The sequence below is a fragment of the Trichococcus sp. TS_SC_9 genome, from assembly GCF_056156325.1.
Genome location: NZ_CM149591.1, coordinates 2553388 through 2575157, shown reverse-complemented (window position 1 = coordinate 2575157; position 21770 = coordinate 2553388). Strand labels below are relative to the sequence as shown.

At 35.5% G+C, this 21770-nt stretch carries 18 protein-coding genes; all 18 read left to right on the top strand.

What is annotated here, in order from left to right:
• Positions 1-462: 462 nt before the first annotated feature.
• Complete coding sequence (locus AC0J5I_RS12570) at positions 463-1383, top strand: MFS transporter (RefSeq protein WP_475300412.1); 921 nt, start codon at positions 463-465, stop codon at positions 1381-1383.
• Positions 1384-1391: 8 nt separating this feature from the next.
• Positions 1392-1712: a hypothetical protein gene (locus AC0J5I_RS12565; protein WP_475305718.1), complete on the top strand. Its 321-nt coding sequence runs from the start codon at positions 1392-1394 to the stop codon at positions 1710-1712.
• Positions 1713-2812: 1100 nt separating this feature from the next.
• The gene (locus AC0J5I_RS12560) at positions 2813-4756 is read left to right on the top strand and encodes a hypothetical protein (protein ID WP_475300408.1); all 1944 of its coding nucleotides are present in this window, start codon (positions 2813-2815) and stop codon (positions 4754-4756) included.
• The gene (locus AC0J5I_RS12555) at positions 4719-4898 is read left to right on the top strand and encodes an SEC-C metal-binding domain-containing protein (RefSeq protein WP_475300405.1); all 180 of its coding nucleotides are present in this window, start codon (positions 4719-4721) and stop codon (positions 4896-4898) included. The genes AC0J5I_RS12560 and AC0J5I_RS12555 overlap by 38 nt, the downstream gene beginning before the upstream one ends.
• Positions 4899-4981: 83 nt before the next feature.
• Positions 4982-5872: a hypothetical protein gene (locus tag AC0J5I_RS12550; protein WP_475300402.1), complete on the top strand. Its 891-nt coding sequence runs from the start codon at positions 4982-4984 to the stop codon at positions 5870-5872.
• Between the two features lie 635 nt (positions 5873-6507).
• Positions 6508-7332 carry a hypothetical protein gene (locus AC0J5I_RS12545; RefSeq protein WP_475300398.1) on the top strand — a complete coding sequence of 275 codons (825 nt, stop codon included), beginning with the start codon at positions 6508-6510 and terminating at the stop codon, positions 7330-7332.
• 245 nt (positions 7333-7577) lie between these two features.
• The gene (locus AC0J5I_RS12540; RefSeq protein WP_475300394.1) at positions 7578-11654 is read left to right on the top strand and encodes a HigA family addiction module antitoxin; all 4077 of its coding nucleotides are present in this window, start codon (positions 7578-7580) and stop codon (positions 11652-11654) included.
• Between the two features lie 470 nt (positions 11655-12124).
• Positions 12125-12238 (top strand): HTH-like domain-containing protein, encoded by a 114-nt coding sequence (locus tag AC0J5I_RS12535; RefSeq protein ID WP_475300390.1) that lies wholly within the window; start codon positions 12125-12127, stop codon positions 12236-12238.
• A complete protein-coding gene (locus AC0J5I_RS12530) occupies positions 12235-12363 on the top strand; it encodes an HTH-like domain-containing protein (RefSeq protein WP_475300387.1) in 129 nt (42 codons plus the stop codon). Before AC0J5I_RS12535 ends, AC0J5I_RS12530 begins: the two co-directional genes overlap by 4 nt.
• Positions 12360-13391, top strand: coding sequence for a phospholipase D-like domain-containing protein (locus AC0J5I_RS12525; protein WP_475300384.1), 1032 nt, complete (start codon positions 12360-12362; stop codon positions 13389-13391). Before AC0J5I_RS12530 ends, AC0J5I_RS12525 begins: the two co-directional genes overlap by 4 nt.
• A gap of 489 nt (positions 13392-13880) precedes the next feature.
• Positions 13881-15422 (top strand): hypothetical protein, encoded by a 1542-nt coding sequence (locus AC0J5I_RS12520; protein WP_475300381.1) that lies wholly within the window; start codon positions 13881-13883, stop codon positions 15420-15422.
• Positions 15423-15748: 326 nt separating this feature from the next.
• Positions 15749-15943, top strand: a complete 195-nt coding sequence (locus AC0J5I_RS12515; RefSeq protein ID WP_475300378.1) for a hypothetical protein — start codon at positions 15749-15751, stop codon at positions 15941-15943.
• Positions 15940-16293: an IS66 family insertion sequence element accessory protein TnpB gene (gene tnpB, locus AC0J5I_RS12510; RefSeq protein ID WP_475300374.1), complete on the top strand. Its 354-nt coding sequence runs from the start codon at positions 15940-15942 to the stop codon at positions 16291-16293. The genes AC0J5I_RS12515 and tnpB overlap by 4 nt, the downstream gene beginning before the upstream one ends.
• An 89-nt stretch (positions 16294-16382) precedes the next feature.
• Positions 16383-17984 (top strand): IS66 family transposase, encoded by a 1602-nt coding sequence (gene tnpC, locus AC0J5I_RS12505; RefSeq protein ID WP_475300370.1) that lies wholly within the window; start codon positions 16383-16385, stop codon positions 17982-17984.
• Positions 17985-18278: 294 nt separating this feature from the next.
• A complete protein-coding gene (locus AC0J5I_RS12500) occupies positions 18279-19040 on the top strand; it encodes an exonuclease/endonuclease/phosphatase family protein (RefSeq protein ID WP_475300367.1) in 762 nt (253 codons plus the stop codon).
• A 104-nt stretch (positions 19041-19144) separates the two neighbouring features.
• Positions 19145-20656, top strand: a complete 1512-nt coding sequence (locus AC0J5I_RS12495; RefSeq protein ID WP_475300363.1) for a zinc-ribbon domain-containing protein — start codon at positions 19145-19147, stop codon at positions 20654-20656.
• A gap of 58 nt (positions 20657-20714) precedes the next feature.
• Positions 20715-21149 (top strand): AbaSI family restriction endonuclease, encoded by a 435-nt coding sequence (locus AC0J5I_RS12490; protein WP_475300360.1) that lies wholly within the window; start codon positions 20715-20717, stop codon positions 21147-21149.
• A complete protein-coding gene (locus AC0J5I_RS12485; RefSeq protein WP_475305716.1) occupies positions 21150-21608 on the top strand; it encodes a hypothetical protein in 459 nt (152 codons plus the stop codon).
• Positions 21609-21770 lie beyond the last annotated feature (162 nt).

Sequence of the window (21770 nt, the reverse complement as noted above, 5' to 3'; positions counted from 1 at the left end):
CATATATCGTGAAAATAAATCAGTTAATCTGTTTATATAAAATGAAAATATAGCGAATTATACTGAAAGTTAATTAGAATTCAAGAAAAAGTTGAATTTCAGACAATATTTCAGAAAAACGTTTTTGTTGCAGTGTGGAAAGGGGATTCTGTGAAAATTTTGCCGTTTGACATGCCTAGTGGACTCTCTATAATGAGGGATGTTGGTTTGGACGTATTCTGCTAATGAATCTATACAAACAACGATAATCATTCTGAGTCCGTTTTCTGGCTACACGAAAAATTGCATTTAAATGAAAACATATGTGAATAATGTCTCATAAATGAAAGCGGTATTCCTGATGTGGATAAATATAATTACATTACAGGCTGAACCTATTCCCTGTAATAGAGTATATCCAGTTGCAGATAGTGAGTTAATTTTGAACAACATAAAAAATATCATTGTGAGGAGCGTTTTATTATGTCGAAAAAATATATACGGATTATCATTGCCGGCATGCTGTTGATGCTAGGTGTAGGGATTCCGATGAATGGTTTGGCTTCATTTTTCAAACCCGTAACGGAAGCAACCGGATTTTCAGTTTCTCAGTTCAGTTTGGTGGGCAGTTTCCTTAATTTGACCGGAATTGTAGCGGTACCTTTAGTCACCAAATTTTTGCTGCCTAAAATTGGCTTGCGAAAAACCTCCATCCTGGGAGGTGTTTTCGGAGCGTTAGGATTCATCCTGCTGGCCAACGGAAAATCCTTGTTTGAATTCTACTTGGCGGCAATCGTCATCGGGTCATTCATGATGTCATCAACGGCTATCGTTGCCGTAACGCTGGTGAATAATTGGTTCCGCAAAAGCCACGGCTTGGTTATGGGACTCGTTGCTGCAACAATCGGCTTAAGCACCACAATCACGAGCGCAGTTGTCCCTTCCTTCATCCAAAATTACGGCTGGGAAAAAGGCTTCTTATTATTGGGCGGCATGTATGCAGTCGCTTTGTTCCTGGGAGCATTCCTGTTGATCGAAAAGCCCTCTGAGGTCGGCATGTTGCCTTATGGTGTTTCGGAAAATTCGCTTTCAGCCGAAGCAGAACAATCAACGAATGATTCTTCGACGGTTGACCTCAAGCACAAAGATACGGATATGACTTATTCGAAAGCATTGCGTTCGCCGGTATTCTACTTATTGGCCTTGTCATTCGTGTGTTTCGCAATGATTTCCACATTTACGCAACAAATCCCGATCTTCTTTACGACAAAAGGCGCTACGGATGTTCAAGCGGGTATGGTTTTGTCGATTGCGGCCATCGTCATGATCGCTTCCAAAATCGTCATGGGCATCGCCAGCGACAAGCTGGGTGCAACAAAAGCTTTCTACATCTTCACGACCTAGCATTCTGTATTTTCGCTGCTACGGATAACATCACTGTCTTAACCGGAGCAGCGATGATTTATGCAGTGAGCACAGGCGTTCCTGCCGCAATGAACCAATTAGTGACGTTTGAGGTTTTAGGCAAAAAGGAATTCACCGCCATTTGGGGCATCTTATCGACTGCAGCTAGCCTAGGTTTAGCTTTGGGCGGCCCGCTGCTGGGCTACTTCTATGATGCAACTGGCAGCTACAACACGACAATCATCGTTAGCATCGTCTTCATGGTTGTGTGCTTAGCATCGTTCTTCTTCGCTGTAACGTTAAGAAAACGTGATCTGAAAAAGGCTTAATAGCACATAAATGACCAAAAATTGTTATCTGAACGAGATTTGAAAGGGTGCTCTCTTGAATGAGAGCATCTTTTTTTGTTTATATAGTAATTAAAATATCGAAATAAAAAAAATCTTTCCTGCTTTTGAAATGGTACAATTAAATTAAAATAACATTAATAATATTTTGTCAGCAGGGTAATTATGCAAGGGGGGGTAGCTCGCATCATTATCCCCGTTTATCAAAGAAATTATGATTGGAAGAAGGCTAACTGCAAATAACTTTATGATGATTTGATCGATGGATCACAGACTTACAAGAAGAAGCATTTTTTCGGAAGTATCGTTTATAAGCCTATTGGGATGATGAGTGAGGTAATCATTATTGATGGGTAGCAACGTTTGACTACAGTTTCCTTATTGCTGTTGGCAATTATGAATCTATTATTTGAAGGGAAAGTGACTTCCAACGAACAAAGTAAGGCTGAAATGATCAAGGATTTATACTTGGCCAACTCTTTTAAAAAAGGTGACGAAAAATTGAAACTGAAGCCAAAAAAAAGATAATCTTGCTTTTCAAAAATTATTTGGCGATTCAGATGAGTTTATTATGTCATCAAATATGACCGTAATATATCTATACTCATATAACTATATCCAAGAAAAGAACATTAATATCAATGAACTATTCAATGCCTTACAAAAACTGGAAATCATGCAAGTCAGCTTAGACTCGCCAGAGGATGATTCCTAGTTAATATTTGAAAATTTAAACTCTACCGGATTGGATTTAAGCGAGGGTGACAAAATTACAAACTTTATTTTGATGGGAGAAACTCCTTTTAACCAAGAGGCATACTATGAAAAATATTGGAATCTTATCGAAGAAAAAACTGCGTATGACGATAGTGATTTTATACGTCACTTTTTAACGCTAAAGCAAAATAAGATTCCAAATCTGTCGAATACCTATTTTGATTTTAAAGAATATGTAACACCCAATGGGATAGCAATTAAGTCGCTGTTGATTGCCCTTTTGGCTTACGCAAAGCGATATGAGCATATATAGAGAAGGCAACATAGGAGTTTATAAAAGAATATTAAAGAAAGGAGAGAGAAGTATGGTAAAAGAAAGATATAGGGGTGTGGAGTACTATAAAGGGCCAGATTTGGCAAAAGGATATATGTTAAATCAGGCTAAAGAAATTTATGAAGAGTTGGCGACAGATCATTCAATAGTGAATATCAATGAAGCTTTAGAATTATATAATATAATCAAGTATGTAGAGGACGATACGTTTCTATTATATCTTGGTGAGGATAAAGAGGAATGGCTTAAAGCAAAAAATAGTATAGCTAATTCGTCAGTAGGTAAATATATTAATCAGCATTCAGACATCCTAGCCGTATATGAAGAGGTTGATTTCAGATATAAGGAATCCTTTTGGGAAATAATTGAAAAAAGAAAATTGAATAATATTACAGAAAGCAGATTCAAGATGTTTCTTGATAAACTTGATGGATTTTCATGGCAAATATTTAAGCAATCTAGACTAGTAATGAAATATGATGCGGAATTGAGAGAATATATGCTTAATTGTCCAGAAAGAAGTACAGATTTACTTTTGGATAAATATTTACTAAAGCGTGTGAGCGAACGAGAGAAACCTTATTTGCCACATTCATTGAATATAGAAGACAAAGGGGAAATTATTAGCGCCTATCTAGATGTCGATAAGCCTAATTTGAATTACACAAGGCTTCTTAGTAATCTACAGAATACGAAAGAGTTTGCTCTTGATGCAAGAGTTAAACTGAAAGCAAAAAGAGTAAGCGAAAGAATTGAAAGTGAACTCTTTAAAGATAGTAGCGGGCATGGAACTAATATAGTAGTCGAGTTCAAAAAAAATGTAGAGGGGACTGTAAGGCATCATTTCACATTAAGTAAAGTGGGAACAGAAGTTGATACAGACTGGTTAGAATCAAATCTTGATAACCCAACATTATTAAACAACTTTATATACATATTCGATTTCGTAGATAGTAATATGGTCTCTAAATTTCCATACAAGGAAATATATGCAAGTGTTTTTGAAAGATTTGGTTTTTCTCATGAGAAAGAATACAGGACATGTACAACTTTCTCATTGAGTGAATCTCGCTCCTTAGCACAAATGCATGTCTATTATTCATTTTTAAAAAGTAAAAATAAAGACTTTGAAGCAATAATTGAATGGTTTTTCAACGTTTATCTCAAAGAGGAATTCTCTATTGAAAACTTCAATATTAAGCTGCCACCTATTGATAATCCGAGTTTTGAAAAGTGTAAATCTATATTTCCGACTATTGAAAGTATACTTAAAAAGTATAAGTTTTATTTAGAAGATGGTTACATTGATGAAGAACTTGTACAAATGGAAAGCAAGCCTTTGCCATTTTCTGAATGTCCAAGCATGACAAATGATAGATACGTATACATATCGCCAAATAATGATGAGGCTAGAATAATGAAAAATATTATGTTCTCTGACCAAAGTAATATTACTTATTTCTCGAGTTATGGGGACAGTCAATATGATACGCTGTTTGAAAGATTGAGTGCTGACAAGCTATATTTACATGACCTAGAGGATTATCAAAAATCATCTTTAGATTGGCTTATTGAACATGAATTTGTAACAGTAAACGACAAGAATGAAATAGTTTTGGTCAAGAAGAAACGTACGCTAATATATTATTATATTCACATTAACGGAGTAGTTGTAACTAGTAAACTATCAGATAGTCTAAAGCAAGAAGTTAATAAGCTATTGAACGAGGGAGCTTTAGTTGCTGAAAATAGATTACTAACAACACAAGAATCTGATTATATAGATTACTGTCTGAATAAAAGCAAGTTTATCAATGGATATGACTTGAGGAACAAGTATTTACATGGTACATCTTCTAGCCATAATAATGAAAATGAGCATTATGTGAATTATTTGTATGCTCTTAAATTATTAATAACGATTATGATAAAGATAAATGATGATCTTTGCACAGCCGAGGTTGAGGGGAATTAATATGAAAACAGGGAGAAATGATCCGTGCCCTTGTGGCAGTGGTAAAAAATATAAGTATTGTTGTTTAAATAAGAAAGATAAGTCACCTATGATATTGACAAAAGAGGTATATGAGAAAGATTTTTACCTGTCTATAACTTAGAGCTATGTAAGCCAAAAACATTTATTGAATTCGAGATAGTTCTACCATTCCATATACCAATGTACATTAGCAAGACAATGACATTGGGTACACAACAGGGATATTTGAGCTTTAGATTTGATATGGTTACAACAAATGAATCTTATAAGTATCCATTTGGAGAAGATGTACCTGTTCTTAATATTCATAAAACAAAGATGCTTATGATGGCAGCTATTGATTTAGATTATGATGAGTTCTTAAAAGATACAGAGGCTTACTACAATACTTATTTTGATATATTGTTAAATGACCTGAATAAATTAGTATTAGGCTATATGGTTTCAAGTAAAGATGATGACTGTCATTATCTAACAAAGGAAATGTTACAGTCGACAATATTGGTTAGGTCAACAAATCTTGAAACATGGGAAAATGAGCTGAGTGTATTTATGCTACACCCACATGTGCCATTTGAAAAGAAGCCACTTACAAATGATGAGTTTTATGAATTTACAAGATTACAAGGAGTTGTTTTATGGGATAATAACCCTTTTGTAGCGGGTGAACAGCACGTGCTAAGTGCAAAGAGATATTTCAAGCAGGGATTCTATATGGAAGCAATAAACCATGCTCAAATAAGTGTAGAAGTTTTAATAAGGACACTCTTCGAAGAATTGTTAAAGAATGACGGTATGACAGCTGACAAAGTAAAAGAAACATTAGAGAATACTTCGTTTATGACAATAATTAAAAAGAAAATGTCAGCGTACTTGGGTGGGATTTGGGACGTTACCAAAGATAAAACAGAGATTGGACAGTGGTATAAAAACACATATGAATTAAGAAATAGAACAATACATAGGGGGAGAATACCTACATTCAAAGAAGTTGATGAAGCCATTCATGATGCTATAGAGTTCAAACAATTTATTGTGAAGAGGGTTAAAGCAAATAAGAAAAAGTACCCAAAGATAAATGAGTTTTTTGTGTAGTGGAAGTAAAAGTGAAAAAATAATCATTGATGTAGGTAGACTATTTGTGGTAGCATAATATGAGGTCAAGGTAAGGTCAAGCTTTTGTGAGACTATAAAACTGAAATGGAAGATTAATGGGTTTATTGATTCTAGTGGTTTGACGAAGATGGGACATTATATTTTCAGGAGTATACTGATCAAACGAAAATTGAATACGTTGGATAGAAGGATAAGTGCTATCCTCTTTAAAAGCTTCTTAAATCGAGAAATTAACGAAAAAAAGATTATCATATTACCAATTTGGCATAACGTCTCTTATGAGTAAGTTCGGGATTATAACTCTTTTTTATTGGACACATTTGCTCTAGATACAAAAAAATATACATTAGATGAAATTGTAGAAAGTATTTACCAAGTAATAATGAATTCGAAGAATGGAAATTAATATATTCAATAATCTTATTTAGATAAATTACGGTGAACCGTACCATAAGTAAGTGAGGTTTTGGATTATATAGCGTGTAGTCGAAAAAGATAAAGTAGAATTTTATATAACTGAAAAATTTTTATGTCTTCGAGAAGTAGGATGAATAACATTAATGTGAGGGTAATTTATTAGTAGTTTGTAATTCAATAAAGTTGAGGTGAAATAGATGACTCTTCTTGTTTCTTGGTTAGCTGTAGATACTCATGGAGCAAGTGCAGCCTATCTAACTAGTGATAGTAGAATTTCTTGGGGAAATAGAAGTAAGTTTGACTATGGACGAAAGGTTTTCGCGTTTAATAATTCTCCAGATATAATAGGATATTGTGGCGATGTATTATTTCCTTCTATTGTTCTTTCGCAAATAGTAGAGATGGAGAATTGCGGATTGTTATTTAAAGAAGAATATACATCTAAACAAAAATTTGAAGTTATAAAAGAAATTCTAGTTCAATCGTTCTTAAAATATCCTAATGAAGTTAATACAATAACAAGCGACGTTTTGCAAGTTGTCTACATATCTCGTGAAGCCAGTGATAATAAAAAGTTTTTTTGTCATTTAATTGAATGGAGCCGTGGAAAAGGTTGGAGGGGCCAGGAAGTTCCACTTCCAAAGCAATCAGATTTACTTCTTGTGCTTGGAAGCGGAAAGGTAGAATTCTCGAAGAATTATAAGCAATACCAAGAAGGGAAAAATCAAAATACTTCTAGAAATGTGTTTCACTGCTTTACTGATACATTATTTAATATAAAAGATAAGCATTGCGGTGGTGCACCTCAGCTCGTTGGAATATATAGAAAACCAAATTCTTCTGCCCAGAGATTTGGAATAATAAAAAACAAAAAAAGATATTTATTTGGAGCGCAAATTGACAAATTAACGAATTTTGATAATATAGAATGGAGAAATGATTTGTTTGAATTGTGTGACGGAAATACAATGAAGAAAAAAGATATCGCCCAATCCCAACCTAATGAATTAAAGAAGTACTGAATTTGGCAACTCCCTGGGTCCCCGCCATAAATATAATAAATATATGGGGAAGCGAGGAGCTTGCCAGAGTTGAAATATAACTCAATATTAATTTGTCAGTAAACAAGGAAGGTACATCTTCCTTGTTTTTTTCTGTTAAAAATTATTTTATCTTCAAATATTATGTATTTTAGACTCTAAATGCTTTTTGTTGACGCGTGTAGCGTTACACGATACACTAAGGTGAGTGAGAGTAAATATTAATTTTGAGGGAGTTGGATATAATCGAATACTTAACTCATCCAGGTACGTATGTTAAACAGAATATCATTCCTTCAGGCATGACGGTTAAAGCTGCAGCTGAAAGGTTGGGTATCGGCAGGCCAGCATTATCGAACTTCCTAAACGGTAAATCATCGCTTTCGCCAATGATGGCAGCCAGATTAGCAAAAACTTTTGACGTCGATCAGAAGCAATTGCTTCAATTGCAAATCCAATATGATAGAAAACTGCAACTATCTGCTAACAAAGAGATCGCTGTGCGCGCCTTTGTTCCTGACTTTTTAACAATAAAGTCGAGGCAGATTGAGGACTGGGTAAATAGCCAACTTGATGCTCGTAGTCGATTTCCAGTTTTATTAAGAAAATTGGTTCATTCGACGGGTAATGACCTACATCAGGTAGATTTTCCAGGTTATGATAATTCTCAGCGTAAAGGTTCCGACGGTTTTGTCGTGTCAGGAGCAGCTACACCTTGGATTCCTGAGGGCAAATCTTATTGGGAGTTCGGCACCGATAAGAGAGCGGGGAGTAAAGCTGAAAGTGATTACATCGCACGTCTAGCTTCAATTAATCCATCAGAACGCTCAAATAGCACTTTTGTTTTTGTAACGCCTCGCCATTGGCATGGTAAGAGTGAGTGGTTAAAGCAGAAGAATAAAGATGGCGACTGGAAATCTGTCAGAGCTTTCGATGCGAGTGATCTCGAACAGTGGCTTGAACAATCGGTACCTGCACAAATATGGCTAGCAGAACAACTTGAGTCAACAGCTAAAGGTTACGAAACACTAGAGCAGGCATGGAACCGCTGGGCAAATGCAAGTGAGCCTCGCCTTACTTCTGAATTATTTGTTCCATCAATCGAAGCTTACAAAGCACAATTTAAAGAATGGCTTATTCAATCTACCGATAAGTCCTATGTTGTCGCAGCTGACTCTCGAGACGAGTCTCTAGCTTTTCTTGCTTGTCTGTTCAATGAAGAGGATGTTAGACAATTTAAAGATATAACTGCGATCTTCACATCACCCGAGGAGCTAAAAAAATTAGTTGCTTCATCTATAAATTTCATTCCAATAGTTACTTCAGAAGAGGCTGAACGTGAGCTATTGGATGCCCATAAACGTCTAAAATATATCGTTCTGCGTCCTCGCAATGCAGTCGATACAGAAGCAGATATCAAGCTTGATATATTAAGCTACGAAAATTTCGAAAAAGCCCTTATCTCTATAGGAGTTAAAGAAGAGAATATTAAAAGACTTGCTAGTGAGTCAGGTCGTTCGCCAACGATTCTACGTCGCCGCCTTTCTCAAAATGCTGCAATAAGGAAACCAATTTGGGCTAATGATGACGAAAGAGCAAAGGCGCTAGTACCGACGGCTCTAATTGGTGCTTGGTATGCAGAGTCGGAAGCTGATCGAAAGATAATCTCCAATGTAGCAGCTCGAAAGTATGATTTAATTGAGAATGACATCGCTCGTCTTCTTCGGTTTGATGACAGTCCACTTTGGTCTGCAGGACGTTACCGAGGTGTCATCTCAAAGATTGATACTTTGTTTGCTATTGAGAGGATGGTTACATGGGAGGACCTCGATCGCTTCTTTGTGGCTGCTGAATACGTCCTTTCTGAGTCTGATCCGGCGCTCGAATTGCCAGAAAAGGATAGATGGGCTGCTGCACTTTATAACAAGACACGAAATCACTCAAGTGCATTAAATCAAGGTATTTGTGAAACACTAGTCATTTTATCCGTTCACGGGAACAACTTATTTCAAAACCGTATTGGTATGGATATTGATAGTCGTGTAGCATTACTAATTCGAAAACTTTTAACTCCCTTAACTTTTGAGAAACTACTTTCTCAAAATCTCAATATGCCACACTACGCAGAAGCAGCACCTGACGAATTTCTTAAAATCATTGAAGGTGATCTGCAACACAAAGATCCGATTGTCTTTGGACTTCTTAAACCGGTCGATAGCAGTTTGTTTGGAGTATCCCCAGCGCGTACCGGACTTTTATGGGCGTTGGAGTGTCTTGCATGGAAACCGCAAAACCTTCTACGGGTGTCAACAATACTAGCTCAACTTTCAAAACTAAAAATTGATGATAATTGGACAAATAAACCAGATGCAAGTCTTAAAGCAATCTTTAGATCATGGATGCCACAGACCGCTGCCTCAGTAGAACAGAGAAATAAGGCGATAGATATACTTGCTAAACGTTACCCAGATCTTGGTTGGGAGATATGTATCGATCAAATTAAACCAGGTTCTAGAATTGGTCACTCTAGTTATAAGCCAAAATGGCGTGGGGATGCGTCAGGTGCAGGACAAGTTGTTACAAAAAAAGAAATGTATGACTTTACTCGAAAATCTCTAGATCTCTTAATAACATGGCCAGATCATAATGAAAAGACCTTTGCTGATCTTGTAGCGTCCTTACAGAATATGTCTGAAGAAGATCAAACCAAGGTATGGGATTTGATTGAGAAGTGGTCCGAAACTGCTAATGATAGTTCGAAAGCAGAGTTGCGGGAGTGTATAAGAAAATTTGCCTTTACCCGGAGAAGTCGTCACCGGGGTGGGGAGATTGCTACCCGTGATCGTGCTCGAGAAGTTCACACTATTCTTCAACCCTTGAATTTGGTGACCCGTCATGCTTGGTTGTTCGTTGATAGTTGGGTGCAAGAATCGGCTGACGAAATTGACGAGCAAGATTTCGACTATTTAAAGCGTGATGAAAGAATTGATAGGCTGCGCCAAGACGCTATGTTAAAAATTTGGAAAGAATATAGTTTCGATGGAGTTTTGGACTTGATTTCTAGTAGTAAGGCTAGCGGGGTTATAGGACACTATGCTTCTGCAAGTATTACCCGACTTGAACAGAGAGTGGAATTTATTCATAAATGCCTTTCAGTTAATGGTGAATTAAGAAGTAAGTATGATTGGTGCATTGAGACCTTCCTCTTAGCAATTGATGAAGATTCACGTCAGGAGATATTAAATGAGGCAGCCAACGATTTATCAGCAGAAGATCAACAGAGATTATTTAAATGTGCACCATTTAAATCATCTACTTGGCGATTATTGGACAAGTATGGAGATGATATCCGCATAGGTTATTGGAAGATCGTTAACCCTTCTTGGAGATCACATACACCTTCCGAGTTAATTGAAATAGTCGATTCTCTTTTAAAAGTCCAACGACCACGCGCCGCTTTCAATGCAGTACGGATGGATTTTAATAATCTAGAGACCTCGCTCCTGAAAAGATTATTATACGATGTAGCAAAAGTTGATACTGAACCTTATAGCCAGTATAAGTTGGAGAGTTACTCTATTTCTCAAGCATTAAATTCGCTGGAGAGTCGGGTGAATGTCACCCGTGAAGAGATGGCCCAACTAGAATTTCTCTATATTGATGCATTAACTCAAACAAAACACGGAATTCCCAATCTTGAATACCAAATTGGAGAATCACCCTCTCTATTTATCCAAGCAATTGGATTTGCTTATAAAAGAAGCAACGATGGTGATGACCCGATAGAATGGAAAATCGATAATCCTGAGCAAAGAAGAGCAATTGCCTCATCAGCACATCTTCTGTTAGATAATATCACTAAAATTCCAGGTATGAATAAAAGTGGTAGAGTTGATGTAACAGTGTTGAGTGAATGGATTGCAGAAGTACAGCGCGTATGTCAAGATCTTGGTCGCAAAAAGATCGCTGATCAATGCGTAGGGCAGCTTCTTGCTAATGCACCTGTTTCTGAATTTGGTATATGGCCATCAGAAGAAATCTGTGAAGTAATGCAAGAAATATCATCTCCAGATATTGCTAAAGGATTTTTAATACGAGTTCTAAATTCTCAAGGTGCTTTCTGGCAGAGCTCAGGTGGAGAACGAGAACGAAAGTTAGCAAAAAAATATCGAGATTTAGCTGAACAATTACATTTTGAATATCCTTATGTTGGGACAATTTTAGAGGACATCGCTAGGTCATACGATAGTGATGCTAGAAGACAGGATTCTGAAGAAAGTGTTATGAATAGATTACACGATTAGGATTAGTTTATGGAATTAGGCTTTAAAGTACAAGAGTGCCCCTAATAAAAATAGGGGCACTCTTGTCTTTCACCAAAGTTATTTATGAGCTTGTTTATGTTCTAATCATTTTGAATGAATTTGTAAGATTCTATAAAAAATCACTTACCTATGAACAACGAAAGCAACTGTTACATCTGTTGATCGACAAAATTACCATTTCAGAAACGCGAAAGATCGATACCATTCAAATAATACTCAATAGAGAAGTCGTCAAACACTTCACTACTAAGGGTCGGGAGAACTCTACTATTACAGAGTTCTCCCGGCCCTTTTCTGTTCTTATTGAAATGGTAAAGGGACTTGATGAAAGGAGGTGATGAGTATCTACTAAAAATATACAAAACATATATTTGTTTTTAGATTTTTGTGATAATATTTATTTAGTAATATTTATCTATTAATTCAGAATTTGAAGGGAGCCGATATAATTGACGAGAGATGATTTAGCTAAATATTTAAAAGATATGTATACAAATGCGAAAGAGGGAGAACAGGTTCTTAATATTCACCTGTTTGGAATCAAGTATGGGCAGTATATTTGAAGCACAATTACAAACCTAAAGAAATCGTTCGAGTCGCAGGTATGAAGGTTTCTTATGCTACTGAAGTAAATAAAGGTGTTAATCTCTCAAAGTATGTCGCATTAAAAAATGAAGTCAAGCAATGAGCATTTTGAATAACCTTTCTTCAACCCATTACGATTATATAAAAGCATTATTATTGAAAGGAAATGAATTTCATATTGTAAGCCCTTTCTTAACGGAGTCTTTTGAAGCGTTTATTGCCGAAGCTAAAAAAGCAGATATAAAGTATATTACCTTAACTATTACTTTGAAAGACAATGACCCAGATTTATTGCCTAAGGCAAACTCTTTTTACTCTTTTTGTGTAAATTGCCTGAAAGCAGGAATAGATTATAATCTATTCGTAGACAATCAATTACATGGAAAGATTTATATCTCTTCAATTGATGGGAAACCTACTCAAGGAATAGTCACTTCAGCAAACTTTACAAGAGCAGGTCTAGAAAAAAATCACGAATGGGGACTTGTATTAAATGATCAAATTCAAGTAGAAAAAATTCAACAAGAGATTTCGAGTGTGAGAGGCGTGCCGTTAACGGCGGAAGATATAGCGAATATAATCATTAAGATTGATGATTATGTAAAGCAAGAAGGATTACCTCAAAAAGCAAGAGTAGATTTGAAGGTTAGCAATATAATTGATTCAGTTGAAAGAGTAGATAAAGCGCATATAAGTTATTTTATAAAACCCGTTGGCTGGTCGGAAAACCCATTTTCAACAAGTAGGGTCTTGTCTCATGATATTGAAACTCTCCACTTTTCTAGAAGAAAATCAGCGTCAGTAAAATCTGGAGACATCTTAATTTGCTATGGAGTAGGAACCACTAAACTGCTAGGGTATTTTGAAGCGCTGGAAGATCCAGTGCATTCTGGGATCAATGGAGATCGCTGGCCTTGGTCAGTAAAAGCTAAAAATCTTTTGCCGAAATATAGCAGTCAATGGAATAACTACAATAATACAATCTGTAACATTCAAAGTTCGTATGATTCTGGAACACCAATAACTTACAAAGGTGGCGGAACACTTGGAGCATTGAACTTTGGAGCAGATAAAATTCGATTAACAAAAGAGTTTGCAAATCATGTAATAGAAGTAATGAAACTTAGCTAAGAATAGGGTTCGTGGCAATAATGAATATTGCAGATGAATTGGGTCACATGTTCGTGTCCTTGCCGAAGAAATCGTTATACAAAATGATAGTAATAAATTTGTCTCATCGTCTGGCAGATACTATTCTGACGAGGCGAAGGTTCATAGTGTCGTAAGTGACTTGTTAGATATGTCATTCCGGATTTACTCGGAAGGGGGGTGTCGAAAGACTATAACATTTCCCTACAAGAGAGTATGCTCAACCGTCATGGTAATAAAGCTTGTATGGAAGACGTCATCTGTGACACAGATGGAACTACGAATTTTGAAGCAATCATTACCTGTCTAAATACCGGAACGCAGATTCCTTCAAACTCGCAGTATACCTATACTTTAATGCATAAAGAAGTCGTTGGTACATTTGACAATGGGAATCCGGATGAAGTAAACGTATCTTTGGCTGCAAAAAAGTAAGGGGATTTAGAATATTCAAGGTGAAAGGAATGGGAAATGGAAAACTTATATCAATATGAACTCAAAGTAGAACAAGTTCAGAGGGGTTTTCAATCGGCTTTAATGAAAAAAGATAGTCCTGATTTTACTAATTATATTGCTTCTTTATTCAATGATTTATCTGGAGATACTTTTATTACCGCAGGTTTGTCTCAATTAATTAATAAAGAAGTATACTTAGAAAATGAATTAATCGATTTTTATAAAGATATATATATTATTTACAATCAATATCTTATGATATTCATGGAAATTGAAGAAGCTTCTAAAAACTGGAAAACACTATTAAAGAAAGAAGACCCAGATGATTATATCATTCCACTTTCATTGCGTTTAAGTAAAAAGCCTTCGATACACGACGCTGATTATTTATTACATGTCTTTGAAAAATTTGAAAAATTTATAGAAAAACATAAATTAAATAAAGAAATAGAAGAAATATACCTTGCAAAAAATCCGATGAAATTAAAAATACGAAATCAAAACATCTTTTTGGAGCAAATATTAGATGGAGTAACTTTACAAGAAGTAAGTATATTACTAAATTGGGAAAATCTTAAAAATCTTATTCGAAAACTTTCTATGTACAATGAACAGATAAAATTTATTGAGCAAACTAATGTAAAAAAATATTTAATAGAAATATTATCGTATTTGAAACAATTTTATTATTTTTATCCTAATTTAAAATCGGTGTATATGAATAATTCGGTAATCGAAAAATATCGAAACGAAAATAGAACTTTGATAGTAGGCGGATATATTGATAAAAGTGATTGGGAATATAAATTAATAAAAATCGAAGAATCTCTGATAAATGAATTAAATTCAAGTTGGAGTATTGATTTTAGTATAAAGCAGTACGCTATGAAAATAGAACAGTTTAATGTTACGAAAGTACAAAAGCTTATTAAAACTTTTGGCCCTTCTAAACTAGAAAAAACTTTACAATTAAATCTAGCAGAATATTTATTTGATAAAGGTTTCAAACCTATAATAGAAAAACAGTTTTATAAAGATAGATTAGATATACTTACAACTACTAAAGGAGATCAAGTAATAGAAGTTAAAGTATTTAAGAATTTAGAATCATTAATAGATATATTTCAAGGATTTGTCCAGACAGATAAATATATGAAACAACATTTAACAAATACTGGATATTATGTAATATTTGCAGATTGTGAATCACATAAAATTAACTGTACTCCAGTATATTCTAATGATTCTAAGGCTATTAATACTTATATTATTGATATATCACAGTTTTCAGGAAGAACTGATGAAAGGGAAGAGGTAAATATAAGTGAAAAAGATATACATGATTTTATGAGAAATAAAGAAACAAGGATAAATCATTCGTTTCAAACCGCTAGTTTGGCAGATTTGCTAAGTGTAAATGGATTAGGGGGCAAATTAGCATACGATATTTTCAAACGAAAGAATTCGATTTCCTCTTCTTCAAAACTTTTAGAGATTCCAGGGATAGGACCTAGAATTAAGTCTATTCTTGAAACTAATTTTAAGTTTGACGATTAAATTTGAATAATATTGAAATGAATTAATTTTTATGTTTGTTATAGCATACTATATAATTTAAAAAACTCATTTAGATCCAATACGGAGAACCGTACCATAAGTAAATGAGGTTTTTATTTGTTAGAAAAAGCAGCTATTCTAAGAATAGCTGCTTTTTCTGATTATCTTATACACGCCCATCGGTTCCTCTTTGATATTTGTAAAGTGGAACCATCTGATAAAAAGTCATGCTCTATATCATAGTAAGCCCGCATTCAAAAGACGCATATAAACGATCCGCACCTCCTGGTACGATAAACGTATCAATTTAAGGAGGTGCTTTTCATATGCCACAACAAAAACCCATCATTGTCCCCGTTCAATTACACCCCGAACAAGAATTTCATTCTGTCACCGACTCAGCGATACCACCTTTGCAACCGATTTGTACGATTAAAACGCCCACCGTTGAAATATCGTTCTTCAATGGCATAGATCCGCACGTCGTGCAGGTGATTATGAGGGGGATTGAGCCTCGATGAAATATGATTATACCAGCGTAAAAAACATCTACATCGTTTGCGGCAAGACGGATATGAGGAAAGGCATCGATGGATTAGCTACACTTGTTCAAGACGTTTATGAACTTGATCCTTATGAAGACGCCATTTTCTTGTTCTCTGGGAGATCCAAAGACCGCTATAAATGCTTGTATTTTGATGGAGACGGATTCGCCTTGCTTTACAAACGATTAGATGCCGGAAAGCTGCAATGGCCCAAAGATGAAAATGAAGTGCGCCTACTTTCGCAGAAAGAACTGCGTTGGCTTTTGGAAGGTCTATCCATTCAGCAACCCAAAGCGATTCTGCCTTCGTCAAAAGGCGTGTTCTGAATTCACACTCTTACCATTTTACTCTTTCTTTTCGCTTCTGAAATTGCGTATAATATAAAGAACGAAATTGGACGAAAGTGGTGAGTGTTGTGGCAAAAGATTCTTTTAAGAAGGAAGATCAATCCGAGAAATTAATCCGATTGCTAGAGGAGCAGTTAGCCCATGCGAACGAACAAATTAATACGTTATCCCAAAAGCTGGATAAATCCTTGGATCAAATCGAATTTTTAAACCAACAGCTACAGCAATTAACCAAGCTCTTGTACGGATCCAAAACGGAAAAATCCAAGTACCTTACGCCCGATGGGCAAGGATCTTTATTTGAAGATGAGCATCCCTCGTCTTTTTCAGATTCTGAGCATACAGAAGAACAAAGCCAACAGGAGATTTCTTATACTGTTGTACGAAAGCTCCACAACAAGAAAAGAAACGACTCCCTTCGTGGGGATGTCGAGACGGAGACGATTCACCACCATCCGGACAACACCATTTGCGACTGTTGCCAACATCAGATGACCGAAATCGGCAGTACGCTTGCCCGCGAGGAAGCTGCCTTTATTCCTGCAAAAATGATGAGGGTACAGCATATTAAACATGCCTATGAGTGCAAGAACTGCAAAGGAGATACCTTACAGTCAGCTAAAATCAAACGCGGAAAAGCGCCAAAATCAGCAATCCAGCGCAGCCTCGCAGGTCCTACTGTCCTCGCCAAAGTTATCTATGACAAATTTGTGCAATACCTTCCCCTTTACCGCCAGGTAAAGGAATGGGACCGCTACGGACTGCAAACCAATGACAAAAATCTTTCCAATTGGGTCATCCGGGCATCTACGGACTGGTTGTTGCCCGTTTATGAACACATGAAGGCAGGCCTAATGGCCAAATCCATTTTACATGTCGACGAAACGTATGCCCAAATCATTCAGCGTTCCGACGGGAAAAAGGGACAAACGCATGCCTATAACTGGGTTTATCGCAGTGTACCTAGCCAAGGACCAACAATCGTCTTGTTCGATAGCGCCTTGTCACGCTCGCGTGCGGTTCTTGAACATTTCACGGAAGGATACAAAGGGACGATCATTTGTGATGGCTATTCTGCCTACGGCAAGCTTCAAGATGTGACTTTTGCGAATTGTTGGGCACACGTGCGTCGCTACTGGTTAAAAGTAGACAGTAAAAAAGGACGGATTGGCGTGAATTACTGCGATAAATTGTATCGACTGGAAAAGTCTTTCAAGAAGCTATCTCCAAGTAAACACCGCAAAAAACGCCAAAAACACTCGAAGCCGATCATAGACGAATTTTTCAAATGGATTGAAACCTCGTGGTTTACTGGCAAAAGCGCCTTAGTGACTGCAGCTGAATACACATTGAAACGAGCGGATGGATTAAAGGCGTTCTTATACGATGGGCGCATTGAAATCGACAATAACGCTGCCGAGAACGCCATAAGACCCAATGTTTTAGGGAGAAAAAATTGGCTTTTTTCTTTCAGTGAAGCTGGAGCGCAGGCGAACGCCATTTGTTTGAGTCTGGCAGAGACTGCCAAAAGCAATGGGGTTGATTTCTATGAATACATCAAAAAGCTGTTTATGGATTTACCCAATCTGGACTTCCATCAAAGCAACGATGTGCTAGAAGAGTATATGCCGTGGTCGAAAAATATCCAAGAGGCATGTGGCAACAAATAAAGAAATAGCCGGATACTCGCGAAAAAATCGCATGGTATACGGCTATTCGTGATGCGCACCAGAGGGTGCGCTATTTTTTATATTTCGGGCTTACTTTCATTAAGACAGATTAAATATATTTGTTTAAGCACATAAATGATACAATAACTGATAACTAGTAGTTATAAATTTAAGTACCAAAGGTATCAATCTATATAAAAAGATAGTAAAAGGGGCTTTTTACCCTATCGGAAAAAGCCATTAAAAAGGCTATGAATAATAAATATGCTAAATGGAGAGAGGCGATTCTAAATAATGAAAATCTTAAGTATAAATCTAAACAACTTTGGCGGAATAAATTCTAAACCATTATATACACCTAAAGACCCCAGCGGTTGGAAAGAAGCAGTTAGAAATTGGAGAAAAAATCTGAATATTCAATTTAATGCGGAGAAAATCCAAGAATATATATACGACAATAAATTTGATATTGTTATTGTTCAAGAGTTTGATTGTAATTCACCAGTTGCAAAATCATTTACTAGTAAACTGAATAAATGGGGTTACGAAATAGTTTATCCTAATAGTTTTAAAGAAGCATGCTTAAAAGGTGATCCTAGCATTACAGCAATGTTTATTAAATATGAAAAATTTCAAGATTCAAAAGAAAACTTTTCTGGAACAAGAAGATCAGTTGAAATTAAATTACATGATTATACAATTGTTGGAGTTCATGTTCCTTTAGGGGATGAACCTTATTGGAATAGTATGATTAATTATTATAAATGTAAAAATAATGAAAAATTACTGTTTATAGGAGATATGAATGTTTTTGATCCTGGAACAACTCAAAAAAAGAAGTTTAATGAATTGCTGGGATATGGCGCGATTGATGCCTGGTTAGAAAAGGGAAAACCAGATTGTAAACCAACAGCTAATACAGAAAAGAGAATTGATTATGCACTAATGACACCCTCACTGTATAGAGATCTTATAGAAGTTGAAATTGATGATACATTAAGAGTCAATAATTTCACAGATCATTCTGCAATAATTGTACATTTTAATTCTATATGAAGGACCAATGGTAAAAGCATTTGCTGAGTCTTCCAAAAACAGAAAATCGATATGAAAATGAGAAGAAAATAAGAAACACATTCAAAATCTGAAAGGGATAGAGTATGGCGAAAAAGTACAAAGCAAGAAATTCAGTAGCAGTAGAACAGCCTGACTTAATAGAAGAATGGTATAAATCCTCTAATAAAGAGGATACTCCTTATAATGTCTCAGCTGGATCAGATAAAATAGTGAAATGGCGTTGTAAGAAATGTGGCCACCTCTGGAATGCACAAGTAAAAAGTAGAGCAATTAAAAAAACCGGTTGTCCTAAGTGCATGGAACGCTACAATGTTTCTTTTCCTGAAATGGCAATATTCTATTATCTTAAAGACTCTTTTGAAGATATAAAGTTAAATTCTGAAATAAAAAATATTGAACCTTATAAGTCTGTAGACGTCTATGTACCTTCTTTAAAATTGATCATTGAGTATGACGGAGGACATACTCATGCTAACAAAGTTAACAATGATATAGAGAAAAGTGAATTAATAGTAGAGCAAGGGTATGTAATCATTAGAATAAGAGATAATGGATTGCCTCTTATAAATATTGAAGACGTTGAAGAATATTCATACAAACGGGAAGGCAATAAGTCAGTTCAACACATGCTTAATCACTTGTTAGACATGCTTATCAATAGATTCAAAGAGCTAGATTTAGTAATAGGGGAGATAAGAAAGAATATTGATGTAGATAGAGATAATATGGCTATATTATCAACGCTGCCTCCTGTAGTAGCAAAGATAAATGTATTAGATTATTATCCGTTTATAGAAGAAATATGGGACTATCAAAAAAATGTCCTAATGAGACCTGAACATTTCCCTCCTTCCTCAAACTACATGGCGTATTTTAAATGTGACAAAGAGCACTCTTACTTAGCTCAGATAGGCAGTAAAACAAAAGGGCATAGTTGTAAGGTGTGTGATGGACAAGTAGCGACAAAAGAAAATAACTTAGCACTATCATTCCCCAATCTTGCTTTAGAATGGAACTATAGTAAAAACCAAAAGAATCCGGATGAGTATCTACCATACTCCAATAAAACAGTATATTGGGACTGTCAAATTTGTAAAACTACTTACGATAAGATTATTAATGAGAGGACAGGAGGCGGTGAGAATTGTCCTTATTGTGCCGGAAAAAGAGTGAATGCTACAAATTGTCTTTCTACTACACATCAAGATTTAATCAAAGAATGGGACTATGAAAAAAATCTTAACGTTAAACCTGATGAAATAACAAGAGGAAGCAAGAAGAAGGTATATTGGCTATGTAAAGAAAGTCATAGTTATGAAGCTACTATTTCTAGGAGAGCAGGAAAGAATGGAACAGGTTGTCGAGAGTGTTATGAACTATACGGAAGAAAAGCTCTTAAAAAAACACAAAAAGAGAACTCTTTAGCTGCTAAGGCTCCAGAGATAGCTAAACAATGGGATACTGAAAAAAATAAGATTACTCCAGATAAAATAACCAGATTTTCGAAAAAAGTTTTCTGGTGGAAGTGTGATAAAGGGCATGAATTTGAGAGATCACCTAATAGTAGAAGAAGTGTTAAGTGTGAATATTGTTGAGAACGGTATCATAGTTAAAAGAGATTCCTAAAAGTGAGAAATTTCCAAGGAGGATTAGATGGACAAGCTGGAATATTTAATTAAGACTTTTTCTCGGACTAAACGAAAAGATTATGAGAATTATATACTGAATGCTATCTGGCAAAAAATTGATTTTTTAGATATAAGACCTGTAACGCAGCAGTATGTAAAGGGTGATAATAATGAATATTATTTAATCGATTTGTACTTTCCTCAATTAAATATAGGGGTAGAAGTAGACGAGGCTTTTCATAAAAAAAATATTGAATCTGATTTAAAACGTGAATTAACTATCGAAGAAAAATTATCATCCATTCGTAAAGATAGCTTATTTGAATTAAAACGGATTGATGCAACGTTACCATTACGAAATTTAACAGAGCGAATAGAAACAGTTTCAGCAGAGATAAAAGAAAAAATAGTAGATAAAAAAATTAAAGAATGGGATACAGATATACCTATTAAAGAGTGAATAAAGAAAAATGGATATATATCGGTTGATGATTTTTACCGCTTTCGTGTAATTCCTGACGTTGCTAACCAGTTGTTTTTCAAAAATTATACAAGATATCAACAGGCAAGTTTCGTAGTTACTATTGTTGATGAACATACACAGGTTTGGTTTCCGACTATTTCAACAAAAGAAAAAGAAGAGCATAGTCAATGGTTGAACTACTTAAATGAAGACTGGAGTGTTATCATAGAAAAGAATATTCGTGAAGACGGTAAAACAGTTGATCATGAAGTAGGTAATTTAAGAGTGGTCTTTGCTAGAATCAAAGATAATTCTGGGAAATTTAGTTATAGATATATTGGGAATTTTCGGCTGAGGGAAATTTCAGTGGACAGTAAATTGCGTAGATATCAAAAAGTAAGTGATCGCTTGTATATTAATTATGAAAACGAACAGTTATTGATGGAGAAACTCTAAAACCTCATTTAGACACAATACGGAGAGCCCTATCAATAATTGATTGGCCAATTTAGTTAGGGGATTCTAACATAGCTGATGAGATAAAAAGCCGCAGCAACACATGTGATATGCATGTGCGTATCATGACACTGCTTATTATTATAAAATATGAAAATAGTG

Excerpts from the sequence above, each read along its gene's own strand:
- AC0J5I_RS12525 (WP_475300384.1), top strand. The coding sequence starts at position 12,360 with ATGAGCATTTTGAATAACCTTTCTTCAACCCATTACGATTATATAAAA.
- tnpB (WP_475300374.1), top strand. The coding sequence starts at position 15,940 with ATGAAATATGATTATACCAGCGTAAAAAACATCTACATCGTTTGCGGC.
- AC0J5I_RS12555 (WP_475300405.1), top strand. The coding sequence starts at position 4,719 with ATGATGATCTTTGCACAGCCGAGGTTGAGGGGAATTAATATGAAAACA.
- AC0J5I_RS12570 (WP_475300412.1), top strand. The coding sequence starts at position 463 with ATGTCGAAAAAATATATACGGATTATCATTGCCGGCATGCTGTTGATG.
- AC0J5I_RS12490 (WP_475300360.1), top strand. The coding sequence starts at position 20,715 with ATGGACAAGCTGGAATATTTAATTAAGACTTTTTCTCGGACTAAACGA.
- AC0J5I_RS12515 (WP_475300378.1), top strand. The coding sequence starts at position 15,749 with ATGCCACAACAAAAACCCATCATTGTCCCCGTTCAATTACACCCCGAA.
- AC0J5I_RS12560 (WP_475300408.1), top strand. The coding sequence starts at position 2,813 with ATGGTAAAAGAAAGATATAGGGGTGTGGAGTACTATAAAGGGCCAGAT.
- AC0J5I_RS12495 (WP_475300363.1), top strand. The coding sequence starts at position 19,145 with ATGGCGAAAAAGTACAAAGCAAGAAATTCAGTAGCAGTAGAACAGCCT.
- AC0J5I_RS12545 (WP_475300398.1), top strand. The coding sequence starts at position 6,508 with ATGACTCTTCTTGTTTCTTGGTTAGCTGTAGATACTCATGGAGCAAGT.
- AC0J5I_RS12520 (WP_475300381.1), top strand. The coding sequence starts at position 13,881 with ATGGAAAACTTATATCAATATGAACTCAAAGTAGAACAAGTTCAGAGG.
- AC0J5I_RS12500 (WP_475300367.1), top strand. The coding sequence starts at position 18,279 with ATGAAAATCTTAAGTATAAATCTAAACAACTTTGGCGGAATAAATTCT.